Genomic DNA, 17,895 nt, shown 5'->3' with positions numbered 1-17,895 from the left:
CCGCGCTACGGCGCCATCCAGGCGTACCGGTGTTCCGGGCGGCCGGTGTCGCCGTACTTCAGGGAGAGGCGCAGGCGGCCCGCCTGTTCCAGGTGGCGGAGGTAGCGCTGGGCCGTGGAGCGGCTCAGGCCGGTTCTGGCGGCGACCTCGTGGGCCGACAGCGGGTGGTCCGCGCGATGCAGGATGCCGCAGATGAGGTCCGTGGTGGGTTCCGAGTGGCCGCTGGGCAGACCCGGCGCGGACGGAGCGGGGGAGGTGCGCAGGGCGCCGAAGATGCGGTCGACCTGTTCCTGGCCCGTCAGACCCCGGCCGCCCACCCGGTCGACGGTGCGGCGCAGGGCCGCGTAGGAGTCCAGCCGGCTGCGCAGGGCGACGAAGGTGAAGGGTTTGACCAGGTAGTGCAGGGCGCCCAGGCGCATCGCCTGCTGCACGGTCGTCACATCGCTGGCCGCCGTGATCATGATGACGTCAGTGCCGTGGCCCTGCTCGCGCATGCGGTGGACGAGTTCGAGGCCGGTCCCGTCCGGCAGGTAGTGGTCCAGCAGCACCAGGTCGACGGCGCCGCGTTGGACGGCGGCCAGGGCCTGGGCGGCGCTGTGCGCACGGGCGGTCACTCGGAAGCCGGGAACCTTTCCCACGTACTTGGCGTTTATCTCAGCGACGCGGAAGTCGTCGTCCACGACCAGGACGTCAATCATCAGGCCTCTCCTTCAAGGCCGGCGAGCGTTAAGCCCGTGTTTCGTGCTCCGCAGTTGTAGCGCGAGCAAAATGAGCACAACAGGCTCTTGCGAGCAAAAGAACGGCTTGTGCTCACAAGACTGCTGCTGTGGCCGGGGCCACACCTACCGTCCCGGCCCATGAGCGCAGACACCAGCCCCGCCATCGAGCTACGGGGCGCGAGCAAGACCTTCAGGACTCCGTCGGGGGGTCTGCACACGGCCGTCCGGGATCTGGATCTCACCGTCGGACGCGGCGAGTTCGTGGCCGTCGTCGGGCCGACCGGCTGTGGGAAGTCCACCACACTGACCCTGGTCAGCGGCCTGGAGGAGCCCACCGAGGGCGAGGTGCTGGTGGCCGGGGAGCCGGTCGACGGGGTCGGCGACAAGGTCGGCTTCGTCTTCCAGCAGGACGCCACCTTCCCCTGGCGCACGGTCCTGTCCAACGTCATGGCCGGCCCGCGCTTCCGGGGCGTGTCCAGGGCCGAGGCCAAGCAGAAGGCCCGCGAGTGGCTGGCCCGTGTCGGTCTCGCGGCCTTCGAGGACCGCTATCCGCACCAGCTCTCCGGTGGCCAGCGCAAGCGCGTCGCCCTCGCCGCCACCTTCGTCAACGACCCCGAGATCCTGCTGATGGACGAGCCGTTCTCGGCGCTCGACGTGCAGACCCGGGCGCTGATGTCGGACGAACTGCTGGAGCTGTGGGAGGGCACGGGTGCCTCCGTCGTCTTCGTCACCCACGACCTGGAGGAGTCCATCGCGCTGGCCGACAAGGTCGTCGTGATGACGGCCGGGCCCGCGACCGTCAAGCAGGTCTTCGACATCGACCTGCCCCGGCCGCGCAAGGTCGAGTCGGTGCGCCTGGAGCCGCGGTTCATCGAGATCTACCGCGAGATCTGGGAGTCCCTCGGCGAAGAGGTCCGCATCACCCGCGAGAGAGGTGCCGCCAATGTCGCCTGAGGTCATCAGCACGCCGGTCGTCGACACGGTGAAGACTCCGGGCCGCGCGCAGTCGCGGGCGCAGGCCGCCCGCAGGCGCAAGGTGGTCGTCAACACCGCACGGGTGCTCGTCCTGGTGGCAGTGCTCGGTCTGTGGGAGGGGCTCTCCCGAACCAAGATCATCGACCCGTTCAACTTCTCGATGCCCTCGCAGATCTGGGACCAGATCAGCACCTGGGTGATGCACGGAACGGCTCAGGGCTCGCTGGGCGAGCAGATCTGGGCCACGCTCCAGGAGGCGCTGCTCGGCTGGGTCATCGGTGTCGTCGCCGGTGTGGTCTTCGGTATCGCTCTGGGGCGGATCACCTTTCTCGCCGATGTCCTTGGTCCATACATCAAGGTGCTCAACTCCATCCCCAGGATCGTCCTGGCCCCGATCTTCGTGATCTGGTTCGGGCTGGGCCCCGCCTCCAAGGTCGCTTCGGCCGTGGTGCTGGTCTTCTTCCCGGTGTTCTTCAACGCCTTCCAGGGCGCCCGCGAGGTCGACCGCAACCTGGTGTCCAACGCCCGCATCCTGGGCGCGAGCGACCGCCGGGTGACCCTCCAGGTGGCCATCCCGTCGGCCACCTCCTGGATCTTCACCAGCCTCCACGTCAGCTTCGGCTTCGCCCTCATCGGCGCCATCGTCGGCGAGTACATCGGCGCCACCAAGGGCATCGGCATGCTCGTCGCCCAGTCCCAGGGCACCTTCAACGCCGCCGGCGTCTATGCCGCGATGGTCATCCTCGCGGCCGTCGCACTCGTCGCCGAGGGCCTGCTGACCTTCGCCGAGCACCGGATCTTCCGGTGGAAGCCGTCGAACTCCGACCACTGAGTCCGGCCCGCCCGGCGCCGCCCCGAGGCCAACCGCTCCAAGACACCCCCCTTTCCCCGTACCTTCCTCTCACAAGGACGTGAACCGCCATGCTCAAGACCGCCAGATACGCCTCGCTCGCCGCCTCCGGCCTGCTCGCCCTCTCCTCGCTCACCGCCTGCGCCAATGACTCGGCCGACGCCGGAAGCAAGGGCGACGGCAAGGGCACGAAGGTCAAGATCATGGTCGGCGGCCTGGACAAGGTCATCTATCTGCCGGCGATGCTCACCCAGCGGCTGGGCTACTTCGACTCCGAGGGCCTCGACGTGGAACTCCTCAGTGAGCCCGCCGGTGTCCAGGCCGAGACCGCGCTCGTCTCCGGCCAGGTCCAGGGAGCGGTCGGTTTCTACGACCACACCCTCGACCTGCAGACGAAGGGCAAGTCGGTGGAGTCCGTGGTGCAGTTCTCGCACGCCCCCGGCGAGGTGGAGGTCGTCTCCACCAAGAAGGCGGGCGACATCACCTCGCCGAAGGACTTCAAGGGCAAGAAGCTCGGCATCACCGGTCTCGGATCCTCGACCGACTTCCTCACCAAGTACCTCGCCGTCAAGAACGGCGTGAAGATCAGCGAGTTCAGTCCGGTCGCCGTCGGTGCGGGGCCGACCTTCATCTCAGCGCTGCAGCAGGGCTCGATCGACGCCGGTATGACGACCGATCCGACCGTCGCCACGATCCTGGACAAGAAGGCGGGCAAGGTCCTGCTCGACATGCGGACGCCCGAGGGCTCGCTGAAGGCGCTCGGTGGCCCCTACCCGTCGTCCAGTCTGTACATGCAGACGGACTGGGTGAACGGACACAAGGACACCGTCCAGAAGTTGGCCAACGCATTCGTCAAGACGCTCAACTGGATGTCCACCCACAGCGCCGACGAGATCGCGGCCAAGATGCCCGCCGACTTCTCCCAGGGCGACAAGACGCTCTACGCCGAGGCGATCAAGAGCACACTGCCGATGTTCACCAAGGACGGCGTGATGCCCGCGAACGGCCCCGAGACCGTCGAGAAGGTCCTCAAGGCGTTCAATCCCAACATCAAGAACGCCAAGGTGGACCTGAGCAAGACCTATACGACCGAGTTCGTCGAGGCTGCCAAGTAAGGCACCGCCCCGCTCAGGCGCGGGTCGCCCACACGTAACGGTGTTCCGGGCGGCCCGCGTCGCCGTACTTGAGGGTCAGCAGGGCCCGCCCGGCGCGCTCCAGGAGCTTGAGATAGCGCTGGGCGGTCTGGCGGCTCAGCCCGGTCCGCTCGGCGATCTCCTGGGCGGACAGCGGCCCGTCGGCGCTCATCAGGGACTGGCGCACCAGCTCGGCGGTGGATGGGGAGTGCCCCTTGGGCAGCCCCGGCTCCCATGGCGCGGACAGGGCGCCGAAGATGCGGTCGATCTCGGCCTGTTCGGCCTCGCCGCCGCCGTCCAGCGTGCGGCGCAGCTCGGCGTACGCCTCCAGCTTGGCCCGCAGCCCGGCGAAGGCGAACGGCTTCACCAGGTACTGCAGGGCCCCGTGCCGCATGGCCGCCTGGACGGTCGACACGTCCCGCGCGGCCGTCACCATGATCACGTCGGTCTGGTGGCCGCGCCTGCGCATCTCCTGGACGACCGCGAGCCCGGTGTCGTCGGGCAGGTAGTGGTCCATGAGGACCAGGTCGAGCCGCGGCAGCGCCCCCAACCGGCACAGTGCCTCGGCCGCGTTGTGCGCCTCGCCGGCCACGTGGAAGCCGGGCACCTTCTCCACGTAGGCGGCGTTGACCCGGGCGACCCGCACGTCGTCGTCCACGACCAGGACCTCGATCATCGCGCCTCCTCCTCGGCGGCGGGGACATTCCCAGGTGCCGGTTCCACGGATCCGGTGCGGGCCGGTTCCAGCTCCGGCTCGGTCAGCGCCTCCGGCAGCACGACGGTGAACTCCGCGCCGCCGCCGTCCGCCGCGCCCACCGTCGCGCTCCCGCCCTGCCGTTCGGCGAGCCGGCGCACCAGGGAGAGCCCCAGGCCCCGCTTACCGTGCGCGGGCGGCTTCTTGGTGGACCATCCCTCCGTGAAGATCAACTCCCGCTGGTTCTCCGGGATCCCGGGGCCGGTGTCGTGCACGCGGAGGACGACCGTACGTCCCTCGGTGCGCAACTCGACCTCCACGCGCGCGTGCGGAGTGCCCGCGACCGCGTCGAGCGCGTTGTCCACGAGGTTGCCGACGACCGTGACGAGCCCTCGGGGATCGATCAGCCGGTCCGGGAGCCGGGTGCGTTCCGACACCCACAGGGCGACACCGCGTTCGGCCGCCACGGTCGCCTTGCCGACCAGCAGGGCGGCGAGCAGCGGGTCCTGGATCTTCTCGGTGACCTGTTCGGCGGTGGCCCGGTGGTCCCCGACGACCTCGTCGACGAACTCCACGGCGTCGTCGTACATCTCCAGCTCCAGCAGGCCGAGCAGGGTGTGCATGCGGTTGGCGTGCTCGTGATCCTGGGCGCGCAGGGCGTCGATCAGGCCGCGCGTGGAATCGAGTTCGCGGCCCAGCTGCTCCAGCTCGGTGCGGTCGCGCAGGGTGGCCACGGCACCGCCGTCGTCCGTGGGCATCCGGTTGGCGACCAGGACGCGCTGGCCGCGCACGGTCAGCAGGTCTGTACCGGTCACCCGCCCGGCCAGGAGGTCCGTCGTACGCCCCTCGCCGAGCGCCTCGTCGGGGGACTTGCCGACGGCCTCGTCGCCGATGCCCAGCAGCCGCCGTGCCTCGTCGTTGAGCAGGCGGATGCGGCCGCCGCGGTCGAGGGCGACCACGCCCTCCCGGATGCCGTGCAGCATCGCCTCGCGCTCGGCGAGCAGTGCCGAGATGTCGGAGAAGGCCAGGTCCCGGGTCTGCCGTTGTACCCGGCGCGAGATCAGCCAGGCGGCCAGCGCGCCCACCGCGAGGGCACCGCCCGCGTATGCGAACAGTCCGGGTATCGCGCTGATCAGCCGGGCGCGCACGCTGTCGTACGCGATGCCGACCGAGACCGCCCCGATGATCCGGTGGTCGGCGTCGTACAGGGGCACCTTGCCGCGGGCCGAGCGGCCCAGGGTGCCCTTGTCGATCTCCATGACCTGCTTGCCGGCCAGGGCGTCCTCGGGGCTGGTGGAGACGATGTGGCCGATCTGCGAGGGCGTGGGGTGCGACCAGCGCACCCAGTTCCGGTCCAGCACCACGATGTACTCGGCGTGCGTGGCCTTCCGGATCCGCTCGGCCTCCTTCTGCACCGGGCCGTTCCTGGTCGGCGGGGTGTTCCGGACGCCCTCGGCGATCTGCGGGTCCTGTGCCGTGGTCTGCGCGATGGCCAGTGCCCGGCGCATCGCCTCCTGGTCCAGCTGTTTGCTCAGCGGCGCCAGGAAGAGCCCGGTCGCGAGCACCGCGACCCCCGCGGCGATCGCCACCTGCATCAGCAGCACCTGCGAGAACACCCGACGGGGCAGACCGAGGCGCAGGCGGCGTGCGGGGGGAGTGCGGCTCATGCCCACGACGTTACGTGCGCGGACAGCGGTCGCCGAAGGGGGTGTGGCACGGATCTCTTGACCATTTGTTGAAGGAACCCGGTGCGGGAGAGGCCGGGCTCAGCTCGCCAGCGCCGTCGTCCGCAGCTCGCGCACCGCCACCACGTGCATGCGCGCCGGCGCCCCGAGAACCGCCGCGCCGCAGCTCTCCGGACGCGGCGGCAGGGACGCGCCCTGTGCCACCGTGACACGCCACCGGCGGCGGTCGGCGTGGGCGACGGTGACCTCCCAGCGAGGTGCCCTGCCCTCGGTCCGTACGACGCTCAGCGCGCCCGCCCGGTACTCTCCCACCGCCGAGCGCACGGCCAGCTCGGCGGCCTGACCGGGCCGTTCCCAGGCGGAGCATCCGCGGCACGCCTCGACCACCACACGCCCCTCCTGGACGCCGTGCAGGGCCTCCCTGACCGTGTGCGCCTCCGCGCGGCCGTACGCGTAGCCGTAGGGCAGGACGAGCACCGTGGGCGAGAAGCGATGACCACCCAGATGGGTGACCTCCCAGACGCCCCGCACACCGGACGCGGTCAGCTCGGCGGCGAGCGGGCGGCCCAGCAGGGCGCAGCAGCGGTCCCGCTTGCCGTTGGTGCACACGAGCGCGAGCGGGTCGCCCGTGTGCGGCCGCCCGCCGAGTGCCACGCCGAAGGACCGGTGGTCGCCCGCGCCGAGAGCGGCGAAGTCGAGGCCGAGCAGCCGGTGCGGGTCGCAGGTGGTGGCGCTGTGCAGCCACACGTTTCCGGGGACGGTGTGGGCCGCGTACACGTGCCGGGGCGCGGGCGTGCCGGGGTCCGCGTGGCGGCCGGGGCGCCGGATGAGCGCGACGCGGACGCCGGTCCCCTCGGCGGCGGCCTCCAGGGCACGGCCCAGCGTGGGGTCGAGATGGCTCGAAGTGAGCGCCTTGGCACCCCACGGGCCGGGCTGTTCCAGCAGCAGCCAGGTCGTCGCCGTGGCAGCCGTGCCGGCAACGGGCTCGTCGAGGCTCCGGGAGACGGTCGCACACCTACTCACAGAGGTGAGCCTAACCTGACTCTGCGCAGGGAGACTTCCGGCCGTGCCCGTGTCCTACGCCGGGAGGGGTTGCGGAGGACGCGGACCGACGTAGTGACCGACGGGGCGCATACGCAGCGGACGCTCGCCGTACTCCTCCAGGGCGTGGGCGATCCAGCCGGCCGTACGAGCCACGGCGAAGATGGTCTCGCCGGCCGTGGCGGGCATGCCGCAGGAGGCGGTGAAGACGGCCAGGGCCAGGTCGACGTTGGCGTGCAGCGGGGCGTGGCGCGCGGTCGTGGCGACGACGTCGCGGGCCGCGAGCAGGGCGGGCTCCGCGCGCGGGACCTGCTCCAGGAGGCCGAACAGCACCCCCGCGCGCGGGTCTTCGCCCGCGTAGAGCCGGTGTCCGAGTCCGGGGATGCGGCGCCCCGCACGCAGCTCGTCCGCGATCACCGGGACCGCGGTGCCCTGGTCGAGGACATCGAGCAGCATCCGGTGGGCCAGGCCGCTGGCGGCACCGTGCAGCGGGCCCTCCAGGACACCGAGCCCGGCCGAGACGGCCGCGTAGGCGTGCGCGCGTGCCGAGGCGGCGACCCGGACGGCGAGCGTGGAGGCGGCCAGATCGTGGTCGATGAGCAGCGCGAGGGCGGTGTCCAGGACGCGCAGCGATTCCTCGTCGGCGGGGCGGCCGGTCAGCCGGCCCCACAGGCGGTGGGCCAGCGGGCCGTCGTCCCTCGGGGCACGCAGGACGGGCGGCAGTGCGGCGACGAGGGTCGGGATGAGGAGGCGCGCCGTACTGAGCACGGCCTGCTCGGACAGGTCGAAACGCAGCGGGTCCCCGGCCGCCGCCGCGATCGCGGCCACCCGCAGCCGGTCGGTGGGCGAGGTGTGCTCGGGCAGGGCGTTCACGGCATGGCGGGCCACCTCGACGGTGGCCTCGGGCGCGGTGAAGGTCATGCCCGGGGTCAGCCGGCCCGTCCACAGCCACTCCGCGACCTCCTCGTAGGAGTGGCGGGCGGCCAGCTCGGTGGCGTCGACACCACGGAAGTAGTACCGGTCTTTGTCGATCAGCGTGATACGGGTGCGCACGGACAGGTCGCCGCCCGTGCCCGGACTCCCCGCGGCCTCCCGCCGGTTGCGCCGGGCGAGGACCTCGACCTCCTTCGCGTCGAAGGTGCTGGCGCGGCTGCCGGGTTCGCGTCTGCTGCTGAGCAGGCCGCGGCTCACGTAGGCGTACACCGTCTCCGGCTTCACGCCGAGCACCTCGGCGGTCTCCTTGGTGGTCAGCCTTCGCCCGGGACGGCCGGGGGCGGGTTCGTGATCGCGCATGGAGGTCACCGTAGTCGCCTCTATACAACTTGATCCCTACATATTGATTAATCAATGTTGACAGGAAGAGAATCAAGCATGGACAGTCGGGTCAAGTCCAGGGAGGAACAACATGTCCATCAGCAGGACCGCACCCCGTGTCGACGTACCGCGCGGCCTCGCGGGGGTCGTCGTCACCGACACCCGGATCGGGGACGTACGGGGGCTCGAGGGCTTCTACCACTACCGTCAGTACTCGGCCGTCGAACTCGCGCGGACCCGCGGCTTCGAGGACGTCTGGCATCTCCTCGTCCACGGCGCACTCCCGGACGCGGGGCGCCGTGCCGCCTTCGTCGCCGAGACCGCCGGACTGCGCCGGCTGCCCGAGGAGGTCCGGGCGGCCCTGCCCGCTGTCGCGGCCGCGAGCCGCATCCCGGGTCCGCTGGCCGGGATGCGTACGGCACTGTCGCTGCTGGGCGCGGCGCAGGGGTTCAGGCCGGTGTACGACATCGACGCGGGCCGGCGCCGCGCGGACACCGTGGCCGCCTGCGCGGCCGTACCGACTCTCCTCACCGCGCTGTACCGGCTCGGGCAGGGCCTCGACCCGGTGGAGCCGCGCGAAGACCTGTCCTACGCGGCCAACTACCTGTACATGCTCACGGGTGAGGAGCCGGACCCGCGGCGGGCCCGTGCGGTCGAGCAGTACCTGATCTCCACCATTGACCACGGATTCAATCCATCAACCTTCACCGCGCGTGTCGTCGCGTCCACGGGAGCCGACGTGGCCGCCTGCCTGGTCGGGGCCGTGGGTGCGCTGTCCGGTCCGCTGCACGGCGGGGCGCCCAGCCGCGCGCTCGACACCCTGGACGCGATCGGAACGCCGGACCGCATCGACTCCTGGATACGGCAGCGGGTGCTCGCGGGCGACCGCATCATGGGCTTCGGGCACGCCGTCTACCGTACGGAGGACCCCCGTTCGCGGATGCTGCGCGAGATCGCCCTGGACTTCGGGGGCCCGCGCGTCGCCTTCGCCGTGGAGGTCGAGCGGCAGGTCGAGGCGATTCTCGCCGAGCTGAAGCCCGGCCGCGAACTGCACACGAACGTCGAGTTCTACGCGGGCGTCGTCATGGAACTGTGCGGCCTGCCCCGCGAGATGTTCACCCCGACCTTCGCGGCGGCCCGGGTGGTGGGCTGGAGTGCCAACATCCTGGAACAGTCGGAGGACACGAAGATCATCAGGCCGGTCGCGAGGTACGTGGGCCCGGAGCCGCCGGTGGCGGTGCCTGCGGTCGCCTGAGGTGCGAGCAGACGCGCGCGCCCTCGTGGGACCCGCCGGGGGAGCCCTTGCTCGGAACCCGTGGCCCCGGTCGAGCGGGGCTGTCGTGCGCGAGGGGGCTCCCCGGTTGCCGCCCTACGCGTCCGGAATGTCGGCCTTCGCTCGAACGAGCGTTTCGCGGCTGATCACTACGATTCGTTCGTGGCCGCCGCGGGCGGCGTCGGGCGGCAGCTCGGGGTCGAGGGCCTCCGTACGGTCCGTACCGATCACCGCGAAGTTCCCGTCCTGCAGTTCGAAAATGTCCGGGCAGGTCTGCCCGTTCACGCTCCCTCTCTCGCGAGGTGAGGCACCGAGGCGGCGCACGATCTTCAAGTGGATCCCGGTCCTTGCTTGGTCGTGGACAGTTGCTGTGCCCGTACCGCCGCCAGGAGGGTGTGTCGGGGGCGGTACGGGCGTCGAACGCCTGCCGGGACGGCGGTCGGGGTGTGCGCCGGGGCAGCGGGGACAAACTAGCCTGCGAAGATCGCGCGCGGGGGCTGGACCGTCCCCTCTGAGTGAGTGATTTTCGCGGCGAGCGCGTGACGGTGACGTCGTGTCAGTCGCCCGCGCCGCCCACGACCCACCACTCGTCCGTGTCGGCCTCGTCCAGTTCCTCGAGCAGTTCGTCGGTCATCCGGCCGATCTCGGCCTCCTCGGAACCCTCGCGAAGGCTGGCCCGGTGGTGACGGGTGGCCTCCCAGTACGCCCGCGCCGTCGGGCTCTGGAAGAGGACACGGACGTACCCGCGCAGTTCGCCCCGGCTGAGCAGCCCGATCCGGTAGCCGTGCAGGGCATGGACGTAGAGCGCGTTGGCGTACAGGTACTGCTTCTGAACCTCCGGTGGCAGCGCACCCTCATAGGTGTCCAGGACCGGGAGCAGAGCGGGGTCCCGCATGGCCGCGAGGAGGAGTTGCCGGTGAGCGCGCTGGTATTCGACGTGGTCCGTGCGCCGGGAGGCCTCCCGGCGCTGCTCCTCGAGGGCGTCCAGACGGCGCAGGGCTTCGGCGCGGGCGCGGGACAGGGCATCCACGGCGCGGTGGTAGACGAGGAACGAGGTCACGGTGCCGGCCACCGAGAGCGTGAGGGCGGCTGCCAGGCAGGCCGGCCCCCGGACACCAAATTTCTGTGTGGCCATGTCAACCCCCGAAAATCAGGCGGCCGTCCGCCGGTCGTCGGAGCGTGGGGAGACAGGAGAGGACCGGCGAGCGGTGGGCGGCGCCTGCCGCCTCCCGCAGTGCCGAGCGGCTCTGATCGGCGGGGAGGCGAAGAAGGCGCACGGTGGGACGCGAGGGCCGCACGCCCGGCGCCTGTCCAACGTCTGCCCCGCAAGGAGTGCTAACAATCGTTCACTTCGCCGCGATTCTTCCCGCTCGTATCCTGGTCGCGCAGTCAATCCTCGTCCGTGCGCCGAGCCGCGAGCCGGCGTACGCGTCCGCGTGAGAGAGGTCGCCCGTTGGGGAACAGCCTGACGAACAGCACGGCACACAGCCGCAGTCCGCAGCAGATCCCGGTCGTCGTACTCGCCGGATTCCTCGGTTCCGGGAAGACCACGCTCCTCAACCACCTGCTGCACCGCAGCGGTGGCAGCCGCATCGGGGCGATCGTCAACGACTTCGGCGCCATCGAGATCGACGCGATGGCCGTCGCGGGCGCCCTCGGTGACTCGACCGTCTCGCTCGGCAACGGCTGCCTGTGCTGTGCCGTCGACGCGAGCGAACTCGACGTGTACCTGGACCGGCTCGCCGCGCCCACCGCCGGCATCGACGTCATCGTCATCGAGGCCAGTGGACTCGCCGAGCCGCAGGAACTGGTCCGCATGGTGCTCGCCAGTGAGCATCCCGGCATCGTCTACGGCGGCCTCGTCGAAGTCGTCGACGCCGCGGAGTTCGACGGCACGCGCGAGAACCACCCCGAGATCGACCGGCACCTCGCCCTGGCCGACCTCGTGGTGGTCAACAAGCTCGACCGGGTACCGGACACCGACCGCGTCCTCGACCTCGTCCGCTCGCTCACCGACCGTGCCGCCGTCGTCCCCGCGACCTACGGCCGCATCGACCCGGAGTTCCTCTTCGACTGCAGGCCGAGCGAGGAGCGCATCGGGCAGCTGTCCTTCGACGACCTGCACGAACACGGCGACGGCGAGCACGACGGCCATCTGCACACGGGCTACGACAGCCTGTCCTTCGTCTCCGACGTGCCGATGGAGCCGCGCCGGCTCATGCGGTTCCTGGACAGCCGTCCCGAGGGGCTGTACCGCGTCAAGGGGTACATCGACTTCGGGCCGCACGACACGGGCAACCGGTACGCCGTACACGTCGTCGGGCGCTTCCTGCGCTTCTACCCCGAGCGCTGGGCCCCGGCCGACGCCCGCCTCACCCAGCTCGTCCTGATCGGCCGCGGCATCGACGCGGACGCTCTCGGCAAGGAGCTGGAGGCGTGTGAGAACGACGCCCCACACGCCGACGAGCACGGCATGTGGGGCGTCCTGCGCCATGTACAGGGCTCCGAGGAGGAGCCCGACGCGGCGGCCTGCGAGGCCTAGAACACCGGTCCCGCGACCACCGACACCGTCTTCGGCAGCGACGTGCCGGAGCCGTCGCGGCGCGGGTCCGGCTCCGGCAGCTCCGCCGGGGTGCCGTTCTTCTGCGCCGCGAGGGCCGGGGAGGGGCCCGCCCAGCCCAGGGAAAGGCAGTCCTCGCCCTTCAGGAACCGCTGGCAGCGCACACCGCCGGTGGCCCGGCCCTTGCGCGGGTACTGGTCGAACGGGGTCAGCTTGGCCGTCGTCTGCACGGAGTCGTCCAGCGTGCCACGGGAGCCCGCCACCGTGAAGACGATCGCGTCGGCCGCCGGGTCGACGGCCGTGAAGGAGATGACCTTGGCGCCCTCGGTGAGCTTGATGCCCGCCATACCCCCGGCCGGGCGCCCCTGCGGACGGACGATGGAGGCCTGGAAGCGCAGCAACTGGGCGTCGTCCGTGATGAACACCAGGTCCTCCTCGCCGGTGCGCAGCTCCACCGCGCCGACGATCCGGTCGCCCTCCTTGAGCGTGATGACCTCCAGTTCGTCCTTGTTGGACGGATAGTCGGGCACGACACGCTTGACGACACCCTGCTCGGTGCCCAGCGCCAGGCCCGGGGACGACTCGTCCAGGGTGGTCAGGCAGACCACCGTCTCGTCGTCCTCCAGGGAGACGAACTCCGCGAGCGGCGCCCCTCCGGAGAGGTTCGGCGGCGTCGCGGCCGCGGGCAGCTGCGGCAGGTCGACCACGTTGATCCGCAGCAGGCGGCCGGCCGAGGTTACCGCGCCGATCTCGCCCCGCGCGGTCGCCGGAACAGCCGAGACGATCACGTCGTGCTTGACCCGCTTGGCGCCGGTGTCCTGCGGGAGCGGTTCGTTGTCCGCCGTACGGGCCAGCAGGCCCGTGGAGGACAGCAGCACCCGGCACGGGTCGTCGGCGACCTGGAGCGGTACGGCGGCCACCGGCGCGCCGGCGGACTCCAGCAGGACCGTGCGCCGGTCGGTGCCGAACTTCTTGGCCACGGCGGCCAGTTCGGCCGAGACCAGCTTGCGCAGCTCCACGTCCGACTCCAGGATCCGGGTCAGCTCCTCGATCTCCGCGGTGAGCTTCTCCTTCTCCGCCTCCAGCTCGATGCGGTCGTACTTGGTGAGCCGGCGCAGCGGCGTGTCGAGGATGTACTGCGTCTGGACCTCGCTCAGCGAGAAGCGCTCGATCAGGCGCTGCTTGGCCTGCGCGGAGTTCTCGCTGGAGCGGATCAGCCGGATGACCTCGTCGATGTCGACCAGCGCGGTCAGCAGGCCCTCGACCAGGTGCAGCCGGTCGCGGCGCTTGCCGCGGCGGAACTCGCTGCGGCGCCGCACCACGTCGAAGCGGTGGTCCAGGTAGACCTCCAGCAGCTCCTTCAGCCCCAGGGTGAGCGGCTGGCCGTCCACCAGGGCCACGTTGTTGATGCCGAAGGACTCCTCCATCGGGGTCAGCTTGTACAGCTGCTCCAGGATCGCCTCCGGCACGAAGCCGTTCTTGATCTCGATGACCAGGCGCAGGCCGTGCGCGCGGTCGGTGAGGTCCTTGACGTCCGCGATGCCCTGGACCTTCTTCGCGTTGACCAGGTCCTTGATCTTCGCGATGACCTTCTCGGGGCCGACCGCGAAGGGCAGTTCGGTGATCACCAGGCCCTTGCGGCGGGCGGTCACCGCCTCGACCGACACCGTCGCGCGCATCTTGAAGGTGCCGCGGCCGGACGCGTACGCGTCCCGGATTCCGTCCAGGCCGACGATCCGGCCGCCCGTGGGCAGGTCGGGGCCCGGCACGTGCTTCATCAGCGCGTCCAGGTCCGCGTTCGGGTGCCTGATCAGGTGGCGGGCCGCCGCGATGACCTCGCGCAGGTTGTGCGGCGGCATGTTCGTCGCCATGCCGACCGCGATGCCGGAGGAGCCGTTGACCAGCAGGTTCGGGAAGGCGGCGGGCAGCGCCACCGGCTCCTGCTCCTGGCCGTCGTAGTTGGGCGTGAAGTCGACCGTGTCCTCGTCGATCGACTCGGTCATCAGGCTCGCCGCCTCGGCCATGCGGCACTCGGTGTACCGCATGGCGGCGGGCGGGTCGTCGTTGCCCAGCGAGCCGAAGTTGCCGTGGCCGTCGACCAGCGGGACGCGCATCGAGAACGGCTGGGCCATGCGCACCAGGGCGTCGTAGATCGAGGCGTCGCCGTGCGGGTGCAGCTTGCCCATGACCTCGCCGACGACACGGGCGCACTTCACGTAGCCGCGCTCGGGGCGCAGGCCCATCTCGTTCATCTGGTAGACGATCCGGCGGTGCACCGGCTTCAGGCCGTCACGGGCGTCCGGCAGGGCGCGCGAGTAGATGACCGAGTACGCGTACTCGAGGTAGGAGCCACGCATCTCGTCCACGACGTCGATGTCGAGGATCCGCTCCTCGTACGAATCGTCGGGCGGCGGGGTCTTCGTGCTGCGGCGGGCCATCGCTGCCTGGCTCCTTCTGATCTTGTCGCTCGCCTACGGGGCACTCGCGTCGGTGGCGGGAGAGCGACCGTGCTCAGCCCTTCGGGCCTCCGCGCGCTCGCTCTCCCGACACCGACGCGCCCCTCCGGCTCGCTCTTGCTGAAGCGTTTGACGGATCTGACGCGGACCATTGTGGACCGACGCACTGACAAGCCGTGCCACGACCCGGTCCCACCGGACCGGCCCGGCACGGGAGGGCCGCCCCCGGGGCCGCCCCGCGGCACGCGCGACGCAGGCTACGCGATCCGCTGTGGGCGTACGTCCCGCGGGAACTTCGCCGAGGCCCCGCACGCTTTGCATACAGTGGCAGGAACGGCAGGAAGACCGCGGTTTCGACGACCGCCTCCGCTCGCGAAGGGACGTACATGCCCATGGGTCACACGACCACAGCCGAGGCAGGCTCCGGGGGCCTGACAGCGACCGAGCACCGCCTGGCCAACGGTCTGCGCGTGGTGCTTTCCGAGGACCACCTGACCCCGGTGGCGGCGGTCTGCCTCTGGTACGACGTCGGCTCCCGCCACGAAGTCCAGGGACGCACCGGCCTTGCTCACCTTTTCGAGCACCTGATGTTCCAGGGGTCGGCGCAGGTCAAGGGCAACGGCCACTTCGAGCTGGTGCAGGGCGCCGGCGGCTCGCTGAACGGCACCACCAGCTTCGAGCGCACCAACTACTTCGAGACCATGCCCGCCCACCAGCTGGAGCTCGCCCTCTGGCTGGAGGCCGACCGCATGGGCTCCCTGCTCGCCGCCCTGGACGACGAGTCCATGGAGAACCAGCGGGACGTCGTCAAGAACGAGCGCCGCCAGCGCTACGACAACGTGCCCTACGGCACCGCCTTCGAGAAGCTGACCGCCCTCACCTACCCGGAGGGCCACCCCTACCACCACACGCCGATCGGCTCGATGGCGGACCTGGACGCGGCCACCCTGGAGGACGCGCGCCAGTTCTTCCGCACCTACTACGCGCCGAACAACGCGGTGCTCTCCGTGGTCGGCGACATCGACCCCCAGCAGACCCTCGCCTGGATCGAGAAGTACTTCGGGTCCATCCCCGGCCACGACGGCAAGCCCGCGCCCCGCGACGGCTCCCTGCCGGAGATCATCGGGGAGCAGCTGCGCGAGGTCGTCGTGGAGGAGGTCCCGGCGCGCGCTCTGATGGCCGCCTACCGGCTCCCGCACGACGGCACCCGTGACGCGGACGCCGCCGACGTGGCCCTGACCATCCTCGGCGGCGGCGAGTCCTCCCGCCTGTACAACCGGCTCGTGCGCCGCGACCGTACGGCCGTCACGGCCGGCTTCGGCCTGCTGCGCCTGGCCGGCGCGCCCTCGCTCGGCTGGCTGGACGTGAAGACCTCCGGCGACGTCGAGGTGCCGGTGATCGAGGCCGCGATCGACGAGGAGCTCGCCCGGTTCGCCGAGGAGGGCCCCACGCCCGAGGAGATGGAGCGCGCCCAGGCCCAGTTGGAGCGCGAGTGGCTGGACCGGCTCGGCACGGTAGCCGGCCGCGCCGACGAACTGTGCCGGTACGCCGTCCTGTTCGGCGACCCGCAGCTCGCCCTGACCGCCGTCCAGCGTGTCCTGGAGGTCAGCCCGGAGGAGGTCCAGGAGGTCGCCAAGGCCCGCCTGCGCCCCGACAACCGCGCGGTCCTCGTCTACGAGCCGAAGTCGCCCGAGGCCGTCGAGGACGCCGACGTCCCCGAGGACCCGGAATCGGAGGCCACGGTAGAGGCCGGTAACGACAACGAGGAGACGGCCAAGTGACCGAGCTCGCCACGATGGACTTCCACCCCCAGCCGCAGCCGGGTGCGGCCAAGCCCTGGGCGTTCCCGGCCCCCGAACGCGACACGCTGGACAACGGCCTGACCGTTCTGCGCTGCCACCGTCCCGGTCAGCAGGTCGTCGCCGTAGAGGTGCTGCTGGACGCGCCCCTGGAGACCGAACCGGCCGGCCTGGACGGCGTCGCCACGATCATGGCGCGGGCCTTCTCCGAGGGCACCGACAAGCACTCGGCGGAGGAGTTCGCCGCCGAGCTGGAGCGGGCCGGCGCCACGCTCGACGCGCACGCCGACCACCCCGGCGTCCGCCTCAGCCTGGAGGTCCCGGCCTCTCGCCTGGCCAAGGGCCTCGGTCTGCTCGCCGACGCCCTGCGCGCGCCCGCCTTCGCCGAGAGCGAGGTCGAGCGGCTGGTCCGCAACCGCCTGGACGAGATCCCGCACGAGCTGGCCAACCCCTCCCGCCGGGCCGCGAAGGAACTCTCCAAGGAGCTGTTCCCGGAGACCTCGCGCATGTCGCGCCCGCGCCAGGGCACGGAGGAGACGGTCGAGAAGATCGACGCGGAGGCCGTACGCGCCTTCTACGACCGCCATGTCCGGCCCGCCACGGCCACCGTGGTCGTGGTCGGCGACCTCGCCGGCACCGAGCTGGACGCGCTGCTCACCGACACCCTCGGCGCATGGTCCGGCACGCCGGGTCAGCCGCGGCCCGTGCCGCCGGTGACCGCCGACGACACCGGTCGCGTCGTCATCGTCGACCGGCCCGGCGCCGTCCAGACGCAGCTGCTGATCGGCCGGATCGGCCCCGACCGGCACGACCGCGTGTGGGCCGCCCAGGTGCTCGGCACGTACTGCCTCGGCGGCACCCTCACCTCCCGCCTGGACCGCGTCCTGCGCGAGGAGAAGGGCTACACGTACGGCGTGCGCGCCTTCGGGCAGGTCCTCAGGTCCGCGCCGGAGGGCACCGGTGCCGCGATGCTCGCCATCAGCGGCTCCGTGGACACCCCGAACACCGGTCCCGCGCTGCAGGACCTGTGGACGGTGCTGCGCACGCTCGCGGCGGAGGGCCTGACCGACGCCGAGCGCGATGTCGCCGTGCAGAACCTCGTCGGGGTGGCGCCGCTGAAGTACGAGACCGCGGCGGCCGTCGCGAGCACCCTGGCGGACCAGGTCGAGCAACACCTGCCGGACGACTTCCAGGCGACGCTCTATCAGCAGCTCGCCGCCACCGGCACCGTGGAGGCCACCGCCGCGGTCATCAACGCCTTCCCGGTGGACCGGCTGGTGACCGTGCTCGTCGGTGACGCGGCCCAGATCAAGGCGCCGGTCGAGGCGCTCGGCATCGGCGAAGTCACCGTCGTGGCGGCCGAGTAGGAGCGAAGCCGCGCACGCGCGCGTGGGGC

General features: G+C 71.2%; 15 protein-coding genes. 7 read left to right on the top strand and 8 right to left on the bottom strand.

Translation table 11 applies throughout. The features are described from left to right. Positions 1 to 5 precede the first annotated feature (5 nt). Complete coding sequence (locus ACFZDC_RS08275) at positions 6 to 698, bottom strand: response regulator (RefSeq protein WP_391321392.1); 693 nt, start codon at positions 696 to 698, stop codon at positions 6 to 8. Between the two features lie 159 nt (positions 699 to 857). Here ACFZDC_RS08275 and ACFZDC_RS08270 point away from each other — a divergent pair, with 159 nt between their 5' ends. The 3 genes from ACFZDC_RS08270 to ACFZDC_RS08260 all read left to right on the top strand — a co-directional run bounded on the left by ACFZDC_RS08270 (position 858) and on the right by ACFZDC_RS08260 (position 3,659). Continuing rightward, positions 858 to 1,673 (top strand): ATP-binding cassette domain-containing protein, encoded by an 816-nt coding sequence (locus tag ACFZDC_RS08270; protein WP_391321390.1) that lies wholly within the window; start codon positions 858 to 860, stop codon positions 1,671 to 1,673. Beyond that, positions 1,663 to 2,526: an ABC transporter permease subunit gene (locus ACFZDC_RS08265; RefSeq protein WP_391321388.1), complete on the top strand. Its 864-nt coding sequence runs from the start codon at positions 1,663 to 1,665 to the stop codon at positions 2,524 to 2,526. The genes ACFZDC_RS08270 and ACFZDC_RS08265 overlap by 11 nt, the downstream gene beginning before the upstream one ends. Before the next feature lie 89 nt (positions 2,527 to 2,615). Beyond that, positions 2,616 to 3,659 (top strand): ABC transporter substrate-binding protein, encoded by a 1,044-nt coding sequence (locus ACFZDC_RS08260; RefSeq protein WP_391321386.1) that lies wholly within the window; start codon positions 2,616 to 2,618, stop codon positions 3,657 to 3,659. 13 nt (positions 3,660 to 3,672) lie between these two features. On the opposite strand, the gene ACFZDC_RS08255 is transcribed toward ACFZDC_RS08260, so the two are convergent. The 4 genes from ACFZDC_RS08255 to ACFZDC_RS08240 form a co-directional block, all read right to left on the bottom strand. Further along, entirely contained in the window at positions 3,673 to 4,353 is a 681-nt protein-coding gene (locus ACFZDC_RS08255; RefSeq protein WP_391321384.1) for a response regulator, read from the bottom strand. Beyond that, the gene (locus ACFZDC_RS08250) at positions 4,350 to 6,038 is read right to left on the bottom strand and encodes an ATP-binding protein (RefSeq protein WP_391321382.1); all 1,689 of its coding nucleotides are present in this window, start codon (positions 6,036 to 6,038) and stop codon (positions 4,350 to 4,352) included. Before ACFZDC_RS08250 ends, ACFZDC_RS08255 begins: the two co-directional genes overlap by 4 nt. Positions 6,039 to 6,137: 99 nt before the next feature. After that, positions 6,138 to 7,079, bottom strand: a complete 942-nt coding sequence (locus ACFZDC_RS08245; RefSeq protein WP_391321380.1) for a sucrase ferredoxin — start codon at positions 7,077 to 7,079, stop codon at positions 6,138 to 6,140. A 54-nt stretch (positions 7,080 to 7,133) separates the two neighbouring features. Then, complete coding sequence (locus ACFZDC_RS08240) at positions 7,134 to 8,390, bottom strand: citrate/2-methylcitrate synthase (protein ID WP_391321377.1); 1,257 nt, start codon at positions 8,388 to 8,390, stop codon at positions 7,134 to 7,136. Between the two features lie 112 nt (positions 8,391 to 8,502). Here ACFZDC_RS08240 and ACFZDC_RS08235 point away from each other — a divergent pair, with 112 nt between their 5' ends. Then, positions 8,503 to 9,666: a citrate synthase gene (locus ACFZDC_RS08235; protein ID WP_391321375.1), complete on the top strand. Its 1,164-nt coding sequence runs from the start codon at positions 8,503 to 8,505 to the stop codon at positions 9,664 to 9,666. A gap of 114 nt (positions 9,667 to 9,780) precedes the next feature. Here the strand turns inward: ACFZDC_RS08235 and ACFZDC_RS08230 are convergent, their stop codons facing one another. Together ACFZDC_RS08230 and ACFZDC_RS08225 are read right to left on the bottom strand one after the other, a co-directional pair. Next, positions 9,781 to 10,017 carry a hypothetical protein gene (locus ACFZDC_RS08230; RefSeq protein ID WP_391321373.1) on the bottom strand — a complete coding sequence of 79 codons (237 nt, stop codon included), beginning with the start codon at positions 10,015 to 10,017 and terminating at the stop codon, positions 9,781 to 9,783. 223 nt (positions 10,018 to 10,240) lie between these two features. After that, complete coding sequence (locus ACFZDC_RS08225; protein WP_391321371.1) at positions 10,241 to 10,819, bottom strand: DUF6082 family protein; 579 nt, start codon at positions 10,817 to 10,819, stop codon at positions 10,241 to 10,243. A 330-nt stretch (positions 10,820 to 11,149) separates the two neighbouring features. Between ACFZDC_RS08225 and ACFZDC_RS08220 the strand changes: the two genes are divergently transcribed. Further along, a complete protein-coding gene (locus ACFZDC_RS08220; protein ID WP_391321571.1) occupies positions 11,150 to 12,226 on the top strand; it encodes a GTP-binding protein in 1,077 nt (358 codons plus the stop codon). Here the strand turns inward: ACFZDC_RS08220 and ACFZDC_RS08215 are convergent. Further along, positions 12,223 to 14,682 (bottom strand): DNA topoisomerase (ATP-hydrolyzing), encoded by a 2,460-nt coding sequence (locus tag ACFZDC_RS08215; RefSeq protein ID WP_391321369.1) that lies wholly within the window; start codon positions 14,680 to 14,682, stop codon positions 12,223 to 12,225. The genes ACFZDC_RS08220 and ACFZDC_RS08215 overlap by 4 nt on opposite strands. Positions 14,683 to 15,086: 404 nt before the next feature. Between ACFZDC_RS08215 and ACFZDC_RS08210 the strand changes: the two genes are divergently transcribed. Both ACFZDC_RS08210 and ACFZDC_RS08205 read left to right on the top strand, forming a co-directional pair. Further along, a complete protein-coding gene (locus tag ACFZDC_RS08210) occupies positions 15,087 to 16,481 on the top strand; it encodes an insulinase family protein (RefSeq protein ID WP_391321367.1) in 1,395 nt (464 codons plus the stop codon). Next, positions 16,478 to 17,866, top strand: a complete 1,389-nt coding sequence (locus ACFZDC_RS08205; protein ID WP_391321365.1) for an insulinase family protein — start codon at positions 16,478 to 16,480, stop codon at positions 17,864 to 17,866. Before ACFZDC_RS08210 ends, ACFZDC_RS08205 begins: the two co-directional genes overlap by 4 nt. Positions 17,867 to 17,895 lie beyond the last annotated feature (29 nt).

Origin of the sequence: Streptomyces sp. NPDC007905, assembly GCF_042959345.1 — a bacterium.
Classification (GTDB): Bacteria; Actinomycetota; Actinomycetes; order Streptomycetales; family Streptomycetaceae; genus Streptomyces.
The sequence above is the reverse complement of the archived record's forward strand: the minus strand, read 5'-3'. Positions and strand labels throughout refer to the sequence as shown.

What these genes read in the sequence shown, in the direction of transcription:
- ACFZDC_RS08260 (WP_391321386.1), top strand. Translation starts at nt 2,616, where the DNA reads ATGCTCAAGACCGCCAGATACGCCTCGCTCGCCGCCTCCGGCCTGCTC.
- ACFZDC_RS08240 (WP_391321377.1), bottom strand. Translation starts at nt 8,390, where the DNA reads ATGCGCGATCACGAACCCGCCCCCGGCCGTCCCGGGCGAAGGCTGACC.
- ACFZDC_RS08210 (WP_391321367.1), top strand. Translation starts at nt 15,087, where the DNA reads ATGCCCATGGGTCACACGACCACAGCCGAGGCAGGCTCCGGGGGCCTG.
- ACFZDC_RS08250 (WP_391321382.1), bottom strand. Translation starts at nt 6,038, where the DNA reads ATGAGCCGCACTCCCCCCGCACGCCGCCTGCGCCTCGGTCTGCCCCGT.
- ACFZDC_RS08225 (WP_391321371.1), bottom strand. Translation starts at nt 10,819, where the DNA reads ATGGCCACACAGAAATTTGGTGTCCGGGGGCCGGCCTGCCTGGCAGCC.
- ACFZDC_RS08275 (WP_391321392.1), bottom strand. Translation starts at nt 698, where the DNA reads ATGATTGACGTCCTGGTCGTGGACGACGACTTCCGCGTCGCTGAGATA.
- ACFZDC_RS08235 (WP_391321375.1), top strand. Translation starts at nt 8,503, where the DNA reads ATGTCCATCAGCAGGACCGCACCCCGTGTCGACGTACCGCGCGGCCTC.
- ACFZDC_RS08255 (WP_391321384.1), bottom strand. Translation starts at nt 4,353, where the DNA reads ATGATCGAGGTCCTGGTCGTGGACGACGACGTGCGGGTCGCCCGGGTC.
- ACFZDC_RS08270 (WP_391321390.1), top strand. Translation starts at nt 858, where the DNA reads ATGAGCGCAGACACCAGCCCCGCCATCGAGCTACGGGGCGCGAGCAAG.
- ACFZDC_RS08215 (WP_391321369.1), bottom strand. Translation starts at nt 14,682, where the DNA reads ATGGCCCGCCGCAGCACGAAGACCCCGCCGCCCGACGATTCGTACGAG.
- ACFZDC_RS08265 (WP_391321388.1), top strand. Translation starts at nt 1,663, where the DNA reads ATGTCGCCTGAGGTCATCAGCACGCCGGTCGTCGACACGGTGAAGACT.